The following is a 13,586-nucleotide window of genomic DNA, read 5'->3' as shown; positions in this document are numbered from 1 at the left end:
ATATCAAATTGAATATTAAAAAAATAATAGCCACATTATTATCTACAGCGCTTATAGTAACTGCATTCCCAATTAATATAAAAGCTGAGAGTGCCGACAGTGTAGCTAATAAATTAAAGTCGATTGGAGTAGGGTTCTCAGGATACAACCACTACACTGGGGATTACCTAAGTCTGGAGTATAATAAATACACCAATAAAGACAACTACATGTTACGGGGAGCATTCTCCGGATTAGGCGGATGGGGAGCGGCAGGAGTTAACGGGGGGCAGATGCACAACCGTGCAAAAGGACCTAACGCAGATGTTAAAGATAACCAACAAATAAAAAGAAAAGCTTCGCTAACCAAAATGGCAGGTGTATTCCTTAATGAGTTCAACAGTCACGGAGAATTAAACGGACCCGGATCATCAACACTAGGTTCAGGAAAAGAAATCATAGTAGAATTACAGGCTTATGATGTGGATAGGGAGAAAGTAGACGGTAAAAACGAAGCTGGGACAGGTTATACATTGCTACGAAGAGATTCTATGAACACGCCTATGGTAGCAGCACTCTTCGATGTAACATTTAACTTCCAGGAGTTCATATCCGCATATTCCGGTTTAGGTAGTAAGTTATACACTAAGGAAGATGCTAAACGAATAGAAAAAAGAATAGATAGAACTCTAGACGGTTACGATAGTATGGCTAAGTATTCCATGCCTGACGATGGTCCTCTAGTAAACTCAGATGGAAAAACATCTAACGGACTATTTGAGGTAACGGACACATCGCCTGGGTCAGCTAAGTACAACGACACATATTTCCACGTACCCGCACTAGTACAAAAACTAGGGGGAATTTACGAAAAGGATGGAGCATTCCCTGGTAAGCACAAGGACGATGATTACAACGCTTACACAATTTATCACATGACTCCATATCCTAAGTTTGATAATCCTGGTAAAGCTAGAATATCTACTAGACAAATAAACGGCAAGACTGTTAATGGTGTTGAATTTGAATACACTGCTTACGGTTACTCCGATAGAAACGTAACCGGTAGAATTGGATTAAAGGACCCAAATGAAATTGACACAATGTCCTCCGATTCACAGAAAGTTGTCGCAGGTAACGCACAGGTATTAGTAGACAACTCTGGTACTAAACGGGTTAATGGCAAATGGTATTCATTATGATAAGGTGAATAAAACGTTGAAGGTTAATGTGCCGGAGATTGAGGGTAAGACAATGATATTTAAGGTTGTGGAAGGATCAAACCCAAGAATAGGTAAAGTAACAAATATAGAGCCTACTAAAGAATACGTATTCAACAACTTGGATGACTTCTCAATCAACATCTACGTTGAGGGCGAGTATTTGGGTGAGGCAGGAATTTATGACGGATATAATATATACTCGAAGAACGTGGCTAAAGTGGCAACTCCAAAACCTATTGTAGGAGATGTGACAGTTATAGACCAATTCGGAAAAGTTATACCAATTTTCGTAATATACAACGCACTTGGAATTAATCAGTAAAGAAGTTATAAAACTTTGCAAGCGCTTGGGAATAACAGACACCCCGCCAACCTTAATCGGTCAGTGGGGTTTTGATTTATTTCTACTTGAATAAGGAATACTTGTTCTTATATGGTGATAGCAAATGTTCTCAATGGAGTGAATACTATGCAAGCTAAATATAGTGATCAAGTTGTCGAGATTATCTATATGGATTAATCAGCAAAGATCACGCAGCATAGGATTCAGAACAACGCAATAAGAAAGAGACTGATTAAAGCGACCTGTCTTAAGACTGGATCACTACGTACGTTTAGCTTGAGTAATCTGAAGAGGTTAATAATGTGGTATTGGACTCAGATTGTAGTTAGAATAGAAGTAAGTATATAATGATAAAGAAAAGGAATAGTTGTGTTATTGATTGCAGATATAGAATAATAGTGAGGTGTCATTATACGTGAAGAATTATTTAGATTTGTTACAAGATATATTAGATCATGGTACGCCTAAAGGTGATCGCACAGGTACAGGTACGTTATCCGTATTTGGTCGTCAGCTTCGATTCGATCTAGCCAAAGGATTTCCGTTACTTACAACTAAAAGAGTTCATCTAAAATCAGTCGTTCATGAATTGTTATGGTTCATTAGCGGAGATACGAACACGAAATATTTGAAAGAAAATGGTGTAAGCATTTGGGATGAATGGGCAGATGAGAACGGCGACTTAGGACCGGTATATGGTTCACAGTGGAGAGCTTGGGAATCAACTAGTGGACAAAAAATAGATCAATTAGCTAACGTTATTGAAGCTATTAAGAGTAATCCTGATTCACGTCGTCATATTGTTAGTGCATGGAATGTAGGGGAGATAGACAATATGAAGTTACCACCCTGTCATTTTGTGTTTCAATTCTATGTCGCAGATGGGAAGTTATCCTGCATGCTCACCATGCGATCTGTAGATACGTTCCTAGGTCTTCCTTTTAACATTGCCAGTTATGCATTATTAACACATATGGTGGCCCAACAGTGTGGTCTAGAGGTAGGAGAGTTTATTTGGTCTGGTGGAGATGTGCATATCTACAGCAACCATATGGAACAAGTTGCAACTCAACTGCAACGAGAACCATTTGATCTACCACAATTAGAAATTACAAGAAAGCCAGATTCCATCTTTGATTATAAATTTGAAGATTTCAAATTTGTGAATTACAATCATCATCCGGGGATTAAAGCTCCAGTCGCAATATAAGGAGGAACAGGTATGAGTGTTACTTTGATATGGGCAATGGGTAGCAATGGCGTGGTAGGGAAAGATGGAGGCTTACCGTGGCGCTTACCAAGAGACATGGCTTTCTTCAAGGAACAGACTATAGGTAAACCTGTTGTCATGGGCAGAAAGACTTGGGAATCCTTTGGTGGAAAGCCATTGAAGGAGCGTACGAATATCATCATGACACGTGACCCGAATTACACCGTACAAGACGGGCTGGTCATCCATACGATGCAAGAGGCGTTAGCGTATGCTAAAGATCAGGAATTAATGATTATTGGTGGGGCACAGATATACAAGGATTGGATTACTCGTGCGGATCGTTTACTCGTTACAAGGATAAATGCTGATTTCGAAGGTGATACGGTTTTTCCTGATATCGAATGGTCGGATTGGACGTTAACAGAGGAAGTACAGGGGATTCAAGATGAGAGAAATCCATATGAGTATGCTTTTTGTACCTATATTAGGAGATAGCGAAGTAAACCATAGGAATAATAAATGGGGCAAACCTCTAGGATTGAAAGATATCCCATAGAGGAGTTGCCCCGTTATTATGTGTCTAGCTTTTAAGATAAAATTGAATTATTTAACGAAATTCTGATTATAGACTTCCAACATTTCTTCCAAAGCAGCTTTACTAATCATTTTACCTTTGAAATAGACTAGGTTCTCTGCATCACCAGTGAAGATACATGATGGCTCATATTTCTTTAGAACAATGCGATCACCATCAACATAGATTTCTAGACCATCCTTAATTTCAATGCCTAGCGTTCTACGTAACTCTATTGGTAATACTATGCGACCCAATTCATCGACTTTTCTCACAATACCTGTTGCTTTTAACATATTATTTTCCCCCTTATAATAGATCGAACATTTCGACAAAAATTAGTAAATTTCGACTCGTTACGACATTCTTTCATTTGAATTTTATTCCTAGTTAATGACTCTTGTCAACTAATTAGTCAATAATAACCACTAAAATTTATCGCAATAACACTAACGAAAAGAAATTTTCCTAATATGTTCCAGAATCATTTGAGAATCATTCGACATTTTATGCCAAAAACATCAAATAGAAGTACAGGAACAGTGAATATATGAATAGATTACCATAGGTTACTAAAAATTAGGTTTTCATAGTTTGATAAATATAATATTTTACTATGGTATGATATGATACGATATATCTTAATGAACGATACTGATAATGTATTGGCAAGTAAGGAGTGAGAATGTAATGAAGACACTCATCATCGCGGAAAAACCTGATATGGGTCGAAATATAGCTGCAGCCATTGAACCTAAAGCGAAGAACTATCGTACCTATCTAGAGGGTGAACAATATATTATTACATGGGCCATTGGTCATTTAATTGGGTTAGCAGAACCGGAAGCATATGATGAGAAATATAAAAAGTGGAATATTAGGGATCTTCCTATCATTCCAGAAGCATTTAAACTAATCCCCAATAAGAGAACAGTGGATCAACTTAAAGTGATAGATGAATTAGCTAAACGTAGTGATTTGCTTATTAACTCATGTGATGCTGGGCGAGAAGGTCAACATATATTCTCATTGATACAGCGACATTTGAAGCTAACACAGCCCGTGAAGCGACTATGGATATCAGATTTAACCCCTGAGACGATCAGAAAAGGATTTGCAGAGTTAAAAGAAGGATCGGAATATGATAATCTAACCAAAGCAGCGAGGGCGCGTAGTGAAGCAGATTGGTTAATTGGTATGAATGGCTCTCGAGCTTTTACAACTAAGCACAATGTATTGTTATCTGTAGGCAGAGTTCAGACCCCTGTCCTAGCACTAATCTATGATAGACAGAAGCAGATTGAAGCTTTCTCATCATTGAAATTCTTTGATCTTGAGTCACACTTTACGCAACAAGATTTAACTTATAAAGGCATGTGGCAAGGTGAACGTATGACGGATCCAATCAAGATAGAGGCAGTAGCTGCCAAAGTAAAAGGTAAGCAAGGCCGCATAGCTTCTTATGATGTGAAAGAAACGAAAGAACATCCCAATAAGTTATATGATCTTACACTTTTGCAGCGTGAAGCTAACGGGAAATATTCTTTCTCGGCAAAGAAAACATTGGACGTAGCGCAAGCCCTTTATGAGAAGCACAAGGTGATCTCGTACCCGCGTACGAATTCCAACTACGTCACGGAACAGAATATTCCTGAAATGCATAAGACATTATCTGTATTACAAGGTACAACGTACTCTGAATTAGCAGCTGGAGCAGATCGTAGCTTAGTACATATTGGTAATAAGGCCATTTGTAATCCTTCCAAAGTAGAAGATCATCATGCTATTATGCCTACTCATCGCAAGGCTAACAATCTAAATCCAGATGAGCAGAAATTATATGATCTAATTGTTAGACGGTTCCTATCCCAATTCTATCCAGCCGCTGAATATAAAGTTCATACGGTAATGACTGAAATCGAAGGCGAAATGTTTAAGACAACGGTTAAAGAATTGTTAAGTATGGGCTGGAAGATCATCTATCATGATCAGAAGAAGGATGTCGTGAAGAAGACAAATGCAAAAGATAAGGAAGAAGAGGAAGAAGAAGAGAATGAAGTGAGTGAACCATTCACAGTACTTCCGAATGAACCTGTCATATGCATAGATGCGATTGTGAAGGAAAAGGATACACAACCACCAAAGCATTTCACGGAAGGTACACTTCTGAAAGCGATGGAAAGTGCAGGGAAGCAAATTGAGAACGAAGAGCTAAGAGATGCCATGAAAGATTCGGGACTGGGTACGCCTGCAACGCGTGCAGCAACGATCGAACGTTTGAAAAATGTAGGTTATGTTGAGATGCAAGGAAAGAGGATACAACTGACGCAAAAGGGTCGGATGGCTATTGAATTAATACGTGGTGCAGGTATAGATCTACTCACATCACCTGAAATGACAGGACAATGGGAGCGTCGATTGAATGAAATCTCCCGTGGTACCGCATCTGATGCCCAATTCATGGGGAATGTGAAGAAATTCGCTACGATGATTGTGGATAAAGTTCGTGTCCAATCTAGAGCAGATAAGACTTCTTTTGAAAGTGAGACGCCAACAAAGAAGACTAGCCCGAAACCCAGAGTTAAGCCTAATAACACTGCTACTGAGAAAACGTCCATGTCACCTCAAATGATTGCGAATTGTCCTCGGCCTGGTTGTGGCGGAATGATATTCATGGGGAAGAAAGGCTATGGTTGCTCACATTATAAAGAGGGCTGTAAGTTCGTCATATGGAAGGAAAGCTTCGGTCGGACTTTAAGTGATACTCAAGTGAAGGCGCTTGTTGAGAAAGGGAAAACAGCGAAATTAAAGATAACATTAGAGGATGGCACACCGAGTGAAGGAAGACTATTGATCAAAAACGTAGAATCGGGCGAACTGATGATCGAGTCATAAAAAAACAACGGAACCCTTTAGTTGAGGGTCCGTTGTTTCATTTCTATCTCTATTTTATGATTAATTAAATCAGGTACTTCATCAATTGAATGGGCTCTATAGAGAATATGTTCAGGGGAATCATCTAGTTCTATAATGTTATATTCCCATTCATTTGATATTTGAATGTAAATACTACAGATTCCGGCAGTAAGAGCTGGCATGACATCTGTTCTTAGAGAATTTCCAATCATCCATGTAGAAGTACGATCAAAATTTCCTTCTCGTAGAATTTGTTCCAGACAGGCTGTATTCTTATGTTCCCGAATATAGATTCGCTCGTCAAAATACATAGTCAAGTTCATTTGATCAATCTTACGCTGTTGAATGGCGGTTTCTCCACCTGTATAGAGATATAGCTGATGACCACTCATCTTAAGGGTCTCCAGCGTCTCGACCATGCCAGGATATGCTTCAACGGGAAGATCATATACGCTAAGTCCTAATTCCATCAAGTGATGCTCTTCTTGAACATGAGTACGGCGTTGAAATTTAGAACAAAAGTAACGGTACGTATTGATTAAGGACTGAGGGAAATTTATACTTTTGAACCCTAGATCATGAACGGACGCGATATCAATTTCAATTTGTTTTTGACGTATTTCGTTTGTCGTTAGTTCGTAATCGCTGAACCAATCATGTGTTAATTCGAAGAAACGATCCAAGATTAATCCGAAATATTTATTGCAATGAATGAGTGTATCATCCAAATCAAAGAGTATTTGTTGCCTGGTGTTCATTGGGATTCACTCCTATAACTGAATATATGATTCTAAGAACATCCGAAGTTCTGCTACACCATCGGTGCGGATACTGAACTTCTCATTGTTGTGATCATCTATATGAATACGAAGAAATCCAGCGACTCTTAGGATCATAAGATGGTGCTTTAATGTCTCCATGGGTTGATCGAGATCAATGTGCATTTCTGTGAGTGATTTCGGTTGATTTGTAATATATCGAAGTAACCGAAGGCGAGTCTGATCCGTTAATGCATGTGTCATACGAGTAAGGCACGTCGGCGGAATCTCTTCATTCTCTTCAGGTACATCTACGGGATACTGAATAAGTAGAATACCCGTATAGAAACAATAGGTATTAATAGGCCGGTTATGAACGGTTGGGAAGAGTACCACAGTCTTCAGATCTTGTAGGTCTTCAACAACAAGACCACCAGATGCGTATTCAATCAATTGTTCAGGGTCCATTTTGTTTAGTAGTGATTTCTTTTCTAACGCATCCTCTTCAAGAAGGGGTATAATATCTTGTTCAATCGTCTTGAAATAATGTTCATACCATAGATGAAGAAGTGGAACATAATCATGGCGTATCCGTTGTACGTCATCCGTAGTCATGGTTGGTAAAAAGGGTGATGCTACTGTGAATAAAGAATCGACGCTAGACTGTTCTAAATATGCGAGAAAAGATCCAACATCATCACCTGTATGTCTATGAATGATCCACATATATAACAAATCAAAGTCAGAGAATGGCCAAGATGAGGCGGGAGATAATGTTTCACGTACACTTGAGGGCAGTTGAGCTTCTACTTGATTAATCCAATCTGGACCGATATCCATATTATCCGTCCACTTCTTGGAAGTGTAGACCATAAAACTTGCCATCAATTCATATATCGATGAAACATCAACTTTCACATTATAGTTCATCTTCATCATACCTCACCTTCGGTTAATCAACTTCTTTTATTATGGCTTGTTTTGATCATTATTGTCTACTATAATGTGGAATAGTTTAAGGGGGCTTCAACGTGTCAAACGATACTAACATGACTAAACTTACGCATCACAAAAGTACAAGTTCTCATTATCTCATACTCATCGCTGTCATTGTAGTGGCAGGAATAACACAAGGAATGCTACTTCCATTATTAGCGATTCTATTGGATCAAATGGGTGTCTCAGAAATGATGAATGGGCTGAATTCAGCCGCACTATATATAGGATCCTTCGGCATTATGATCGTGGCGGAGAAATTATTAGGAGCATTAGGCTTCAAAAAGTTGATTGTTGGTGGATTGGTGCTTATACTGCTCACTACAATTATGTTCCCTTTCATTCCCGATTTGAGAGTATGGTTTATACTCCGCGTGTTAATTGGCATAGGGAATAGCGCACTACATTACACTTCTCAATTATGGGTAATGATGTTCTCGCCATCTACACAAAGAGGAAGGAATCTTTCCATATATGGTATGTCCTATGGCCTTGGATTTAGTATTGGGCCTCTTGGTATCCAGCTTATAAAATACGGGCAACAAGTACCTTTCTTTATACTAAGTCTGTGCCTTCTCGTCGTATTGATCATCGTTATTACAATGCTTCCAAATGAGCGACCTATAAAAGTTGCCGAAAGTGAGCATGAGAGTCGTCGCTTTCGTCGTAGTTATATGATTGCATGGTATGCTCTTATTCCAGCACTACTATACGGATATATGGAAGCTAGCATGAACAGTAGCTTTCCGTTATATGGGTTGCAAATTGGTTATAACGAGAATCAGATTTCTTCCTTATTACCAGCAATAGGTATTGGTGGATTGCTACTGCAACTTCCATTGGGTATGTGGAGTGACCGTTATGGTAGAAAAAGAATATTGATGTTCTGTGGAATACTGGGAGGGTTAATATTTACACTCATACCTATTGCAGGAGATCACTTCTGGTGGACAATGGTACTGTTGACCATTGCGGGAGGATTAGTTGGTTCCTTCTTCTCATTGGGACTAGCTTATGCCGCAGATGTCTTACCACGCACATTACTTCCAGCTGCTAACGTTGTAGCATCATTTCAATTCAATATTGGAAGTGTCATTGGACCCAGTATCAGTGGCTTAATGATATTCTATCATTGGAAAGAAGGACTATTTATTGTCCTAGGATTATCCTACTTATTGTTTGGACTAGCAGGGTTTCGTTATCGTTCGTCGAAATAGTATATATGGTAGGAACATTTGTTTGCATGGAATTATATTCTCTTTTCCAATACACTTAAAGAATATGCTATTTAAAGGAGTGTCATCTGAATGATCACAGTACAACATCTTAGTAAGTTAATTGGGATTGAGAAGAATCCTGTTCTTCGTGACGTTAATATTCAATTCCATAAGGGAGAATTGATTACCATAGTTGGGGCTAGTGGAAGCGGAAAAAGTGTATTGCTTCAATGCCTTTCATTAAATACGAAATGGGACGAAGGGTCTTTTAATGTAGATGGAGAAGATGCTCTACGATTTGGTTTCTTCCAAAAGATGAAATTCAAAAGAGAATGGGCATACTTGGAACAAAGCCCTCAATTTAATCCCAAAAAAACAGCACTCAAAAATGTTCTAATTGGTCAATCGAATCAGACACCTTGGTGGCGTATGCTAACAGGCATGGTTCGTTCTGATGATTATATGGGAGCTATGGATGTGATTCAAAGCATGGGGCTTCTCGATAAAGCTCATCGCAAGATGGGGGAATTAAGTGGTGGGGAGAAGCAACGAGTGGCGATTGCACGGGCTATTGCACATGGAGCAAAAGTCATACTTGCTGATGAACCGGTTGTTGGTCTTGATCCTAAATCAGTAGAAAGTGTCCTTGAACAGATGCGTTCCTTATGTAAAGAAGAAAGAGTTACTGTACTGACCGTCATTCCACTTGAACTTGCGGAGAGATACGGGACTCGAATTATCGGTCTATCTAAAGGTGAGGTCGTATTCGATGTAAAAGGTCGACGACTCACACAACAAGAAAAGAATATGATCTGATTGAATAAGTTTTAATATAGAAAAGAGTGATGTAGGTGTACCAATCAAGCTTAATTCGAGTATGTGCTGCTTGCTTGACCCTTTTAATTCTTGGAGGTTGCAGCATCATCAGTGATCCAGTCTCACTTATGAAGACACCACAGATTTCCGCTGAGAATGAGTCATTACGTTCCTTTATTACATCACAACTTCCGGTAGGTGCGGATTTGATTCGTGCGAAAGAGAATGATAACACAAGTCTAATTCGTTTCGTTGATTTGAATAATGATGGGCAAAAAGAAGTCGTCGTCTTTTATCAGACGAATGATTCAGCGGTTCCATTATATGGATCTGTTTTTGCTATTGAAAATGGAACTTGGCTACAGCAATTAACCTTTGAAGGTGAAGGGAAGGTTCTTGAATCACTGCAATTTATAGATATCACAAATGATGGTAATATGAATATTATTGCTGGCTACTCCAGAGGAGAAGAAGAACAGCAGAACGGTCTCGTGATTTATAGTTATAATGATGGCAAACTGGATAAGGTCCGTGATTTCTCATATACACATTTCATTATCAATGATCTAAATGGAGATACTCTGAACGATCTCACGCTCGTGTCATTGAAGAAGAATGAATATGCAAGAATGACGGTCTTTCAATATTTAAAAGATGACTTTATAGAGATTGATAAATTAGACATGGAACCCCTACTTAATAATTACTACAATGTGATAGCTGGAAATGTATCCAAAGACAAAAAAGGGATCGTATTAGATGCGGAAAGTGGTTCTGGTTCTGGCTATTATTATTCTGAAGTGATCGTTATGGACGAGAATAAACTCATTCCAGTATTAAATATGGATCAAACGTACAAAGACATCCAGATTTATAGCGAAGATGTGGATAAGGATGGTATTATTGAAGTAGGAATTCTCGAAACACCCAAAGGATGGGAACACTTTGGTTATGAAGAAATACCTTGGTTCTTCTCATACTATCAGTGGGATGAGAAAGATGGAATGAGATTCGTTAAACAACAATATCATGATCATAAGAATCGATTTATGCTTAATTTCTTCTCGCCTGAATGGCATGATAATATCACAATCGACACGATGTCGGATAAAGATTCGTATCTACGCTTTAAAATGTTGGATACGGATAAAACAATTGCTGAGATTAAGTTCTTCACACAACAAGAATGGGATAATAACCATAACACTTGGGAGTTATTAGTTCGTGCTAACGATAAAGTAATTGCATATAAAGGAAATGATATTGATCTTGAACTTAATAAGAACAAAAAACTGGAGACAGATGTAGCTCCGATAGAAAGGAAAGGTAGCATTCATGAGTAAGGTACTAATTCTGGAGGATGAAGAATCTATTCGCAGTTTTATCGTGATCAACTTAAAACGTAATGGATTTGATGTGGTTGAGGCTGCGGATGGATATGAGGCGATAGATAAATTATCAACAATACCTGACATAGATATTGCACTTCTAGATGTCATGGTTCCTGGCATAGATGGATTTGAGGTATGTCGAAGAATTAGAGAAACCAATGAACGGATCGGAATTATATTCTTAACGGCTAAGGTACAAGAACAAGACAAAGTCTATGCATTATCAGTAGGTGCTGACGACCATATCAGTAAACCTTTCAGTCCGACTGAACTTATTGCTAGAATTCAATCCTTATTAAGACGTGTAAGTGTTCATCGTCAGAATTCTGCACAAATCACCTTTAATTCAGGCCCATTTTCACTTGATCTCATTGCCAAACAATTTAAAAAGAACGGAACTCTTATCGAACTTACACCTACGGAGTTCTCACTGATTCAATTTTTTATAGAGAAAGAGACGACACCGCTAAGTCGAGATGTATTGTTAGATCATGTGTGGGGAAAAGAATATATGGGAGACCCGAAGATTGTAGATGTCAATATTCGTCGTTTGCGTCAAAAAATTGAGGAAAACCCATCAGAACCAGAGTACTTACAAACGGTATGGGGGCATGGGTATAAGTGGAAAGGCAACGTTTAATGAGTAAGAAGGGCATACGCAGACAGATCGTTCTACACTATTTCATAGTAGTGTTCACGGCGCTGCTCATTGTGGAAGTTATCTTCCTATTAGTATTAAGAACATATTATTACGATAGTGTATTCAGCCATATTTCGAACTCAGTCAAAAGTTCTGAAAGATATTATCAAAAATTTCTACTTTATGAAGAAGATAATAATGATCTACTGACCGACATGCTCTCTAATTTCAAGTTAACAAGCACAGAACTCCAAATTTTAGATCCCAAAGGAAAAGTGCTCATTAATACAACGGAATTCAACCCAGATACCATTATAACAACTAGCGATATTCCACAAGCGATCTCAGGTAATACCGGTAGATGGGTGGGACGGCAGCTTGCTACGAATGAAGATGTGATGTCTGTATCCAAACTAATTCAAATTGGTAGTGAAGATACCTTTATTCTAAGGTATACAACATCATTAGAAACCGTGAATGATAAGCTGTTAAATGTTACTTTGCTATCCGTTGGTATAGGTATTTCCGTATTAGCGGTTGTATTAGCATTCAGCTTAGGTCTGGCGAATTCTATCGTTAAACCATTGAATAATATTACAGCCGTATCTGCTCTAATGGCCAAAGGGAAATACAAGGTGAGAGTGAAAGGTGATTACAAGTATGAACTAGGTGAATTAGCGAGTACTTTGAATCATATGGCTGAAGAGATCATTCGAAGTAACCAGATCAAAGATGATTTCATCTCATCCATATCCCATGAGTTAAGAACTCCTCTAACGAGTATTAAAGGGTGGAGTGAGACAGTTAGTTCGGGTGGTTATGATCCTGAAGAGACTAAGATTGGGATGCAGATTATATCCAAAGAAACACAGCGATTAATTGGTCTAGTTGAAGAAATATTAGATTTCTCTAAGCTGCAACAAAATGAGATGAAGCTTGTCGTTGGTGAGGTCGAACTGAAAGAATTGCTTCAGGAAATCATGTTGAACTTATGGACAAAAGCAGAGAAGAAATACATTAAGTTGACGTTGGAATCCGCTGAGAATCCGGTTATTTATGCAGATGGCAATCGACTGAAACAAGTATTCTTGAATCTTGTTGATAACGCTATTAAATTCTCTGAAGAGAACAGTGTTATTCATATTATCGTTCATTGTTACCCTGAACAAGTTGAAGTGGATGTACAAGACTCAGGGTTGGGAATTAGTGAAGAACATCTAAACCGAGTAAGAGATCGATTCTTCCAAGTGAATCCATTGAACGGTGGAACAGGTTTGGGTCTTGCGATATCACAGCAACTTGTGGAACAACATCAAGGCACATTAGAGATTCATAGTACTCTAGGTGAAGGAACAATCGTAAGAGTTATGTTACCTATAGGTAATTTACAATTCTAGATAGTTATTCGCTATGATAGTAAATTAGAATAAGAGCGGTCTCCTTATACGTAGGAGATCCGCTCTTATTGTGCGCCCAGCATGGGCGCTATCTATAGGGTGTGAGTCCCGAATGGCGAAGGC

General features: G+C 38.6%; 13 protein-coding genes. 10 read left to right on the top strand and 3 right to left on the bottom strand.

The annotated features are described in order from the left end of the window. Positions 1-8 precede the first annotated feature (8 nt). From ACH8E3_RS00065 to ACH8E3_RS00050, 4 genes are all read left to right on the top strand, one after another. Positions 9-1,181 (top strand): hypothetical protein, encoded by a 1,173-nt coding sequence (locus tag ACH8E3_RS00065; protein ID WP_458630544.1) that lies wholly within the window; start codon positions 9-11, stop codon positions 1,179-1,181. A gap of 16 nt (positions 1,182-1,197) precedes the next feature. After that, the gene (locus ACH8E3_RS00060) at positions 1,198-1,524 is read left to right on the top strand and encodes a hypothetical protein (protein WP_458630543.1); all 327 of its coding nucleotides are present in this window, start codon (positions 1,198-1,200) and stop codon (positions 1,522-1,524) included. A 436-nt stretch (positions 1,525-1,960) separates the two neighbouring features. Continuing rightward, positions 1,961-2,755, top strand: a complete 795-nt coding sequence (gene thyA / locus ACH8E3_RS00055) for a thymidylate synthase (protein ID WP_458630542.1) — start codon at positions 1,961-1,963, stop codon at positions 2,753-2,755. 12 nt (positions 2,756-2,767) lie between these two features. Continuing rightward, positions 2,768-3,253: a dihydrofolate reductase gene (locus tag ACH8E3_RS00050; RefSeq protein ID WP_458630541.1), complete on the top strand. Its 486-nt coding sequence runs from the start codon at positions 2,768-2,770 to the stop codon at positions 3,251-3,253. A 108-nt stretch (positions 3,254-3,361) separates the two neighbouring features. Here the strand turns inward: ACH8E3_RS00050 and ACH8E3_RS00045 are convergent, their stop codons facing one another. Then, on the bottom strand, positions 3,362-3,628 hold the full coding sequence (locus ACH8E3_RS00045; RefSeq protein ID WP_458630540.1) for an AbrB/MazE/SpoVT family DNA-binding domain-containing protein: 267 nt from the start codon (positions 3,626-3,628) through the stop codon (positions 3,362-3,364). 394 nt (positions 3,629-4,022) lie between these two features. Here ACH8E3_RS00045 and ACH8E3_RS00040 point away from each other — a divergent pair, with 394 nt between their 5' ends. Continuing rightward, positions 4,023-6,227: a type IA DNA topoisomerase gene (locus ACH8E3_RS00040; protein ID WP_458630539.1), complete on the top strand. Its 2,205-nt coding sequence runs from the start codon at positions 4,023-4,025 to the stop codon at positions 6,225-6,227. Between the two features lie 17 nt (positions 6,228-6,244). Here the strand turns inward: ACH8E3_RS00040 and ACH8E3_RS00035 are convergent, their stop codons facing one another. Then, complete coding sequence (locus ACH8E3_RS00035; RefSeq protein WP_458630538.1) at positions 6,245-7,006, bottom strand: HAD family hydrolase; 762 nt, start codon at positions 7,004-7,006, stop codon at positions 6,245-6,247. 12 nt (positions 7,007-7,018) lie between these two features. Next, positions 7,019-7,936, bottom strand: a complete 918-nt coding sequence (locus tag ACH8E3_RS00030) for an ArsR/SmtB family transcription factor (RefSeq protein WP_458630881.1) — start codon at positions 7,934-7,936, stop codon at positions 7,019-7,021. A gap of 119 nt (positions 7,937-8,055) precedes the next feature. Between ACH8E3_RS00030 and ACH8E3_RS00025 the strand changes: the two genes are divergently transcribed. The 5 genes from ACH8E3_RS00025 (at position 8,056) to ACH8E3_RS00005 (ending at position 13,463) form a co-directional block, all read left to right on the top strand. Then, positions 8,056-9,219, top strand: a complete 1,164-nt coding sequence (locus tag ACH8E3_RS00025) for an MFS transporter (protein ID WP_458630880.1) — start codon at positions 8,056-8,058, stop codon at positions 9,217-9,219. Positions 9,220-9,309: 90 nt separating this feature from the next. Next, positions 9,310-10,035, top strand: coding sequence for a phosphonate ABC transporter ATP-binding protein (locus ACH8E3_RS00020; protein WP_458630537.1), 726 nt, complete (start codon positions 9,310-9,312; stop codon positions 10,033-10,035). 35 nt (positions 10,036-10,070) lie between these two features. Beyond that, positions 10,071-11,378 (top strand): hypothetical protein, encoded by a 1,308-nt coding sequence (locus tag ACH8E3_RS00015; RefSeq protein WP_458630536.1) that lies wholly within the window; start codon positions 10,071-10,073, stop codon positions 11,376-11,378. Then, entirely contained in the window at positions 11,371-12,066 is a 696-nt protein-coding gene (locus ACH8E3_RS00010) for a response regulator transcription factor (RefSeq protein ID WP_458630535.1), read from the top strand. Before ACH8E3_RS00015 ends, ACH8E3_RS00010 begins: the two co-directional genes overlap by 8 nt. Beyond that, on the top strand, positions 12,066-13,463 hold the full coding sequence (locus tag ACH8E3_RS00005) for a sensor histidine kinase (RefSeq protein WP_458630879.1): 1,398 nt from the start codon (positions 12,066-12,068) through the stop codon (positions 13,461-13,463). The genes ACH8E3_RS00010 and ACH8E3_RS00005 overlap by 1 nt, the downstream gene beginning before the upstream one ends. Positions 13,464-13,586 lie beyond the last annotated feature (123 nt).

The sequence above is a fragment of the Paenibacillus sp. CMAA1364 genome (assembly GCF_054373195.1).
This window is presented reverse-complemented; position numbering and strand designations above follow the sequence as displayed.

What these genes read in the sequence shown, in the direction of transcription:
- ACH8E3_RS00050 (WP_458630541.1), top strand. Translation starts at nt 2,768, where the DNA reads ATGAGTGTTACTTTGATATGGGCAATGGGTAGCAATGGCGTGGTAGGG.
- ACH8E3_RS00045 (WP_458630540.1), bottom strand. Translation starts at nt 3,628, where the DNA reads ATGTTAAAAGCAACAGGTATTGTGAGAAAAGTCGATGAATTGGGTCGC.
- ACH8E3_RS00040 (WP_458630539.1), top strand. Translation starts at nt 4,023, where the DNA reads ATGAAGACACTCATCATCGCGGAAAAACCTGATATGGGTCGAAATATA.
- ACH8E3_RS00035 (WP_458630538.1), bottom strand. Translation starts at nt 7,006, where the DNA reads ATGAACACCAGGCAACAAATACTCTTTGATTTGGATGATACACTCATT.
- ACH8E3_RS00030 (WP_458630881.1), bottom strand. Translation starts at nt 7,936, where the DNA reads ATGAACTATAATGTGAAAGTTGATGTTTCATCGATATATGAATTGATG.
- ACH8E3_RS00025 (WP_458630880.1), top strand. Translation starts at nt 8,056, where the DNA reads ATGACTAAACTTACGCATCACAAAAGTACAAGTTCTCATTATCTCATA.
- ACH8E3_RS00020 (WP_458630537.1), top strand. Translation starts at nt 9,310, where the DNA reads ATGATCACAGTACAACATCTTAGTAAGTTAATTGGGATTGAGAAGAAT.
- ACH8E3_RS00010 (WP_458630535.1), top strand. Translation starts at nt 11,371, where the DNA reads ATGAGTAAGGTACTAATTCTGGAGGATGAAGAATCTATTCGCAGTTTT.
- ACH8E3_RS00005 (WP_458630879.1), top strand. Translation starts at nt 12,066, where the DNA reads ATGAGTAAGAAGGGCATACGCAGACAGATCGTTCTACACTATTTCATA.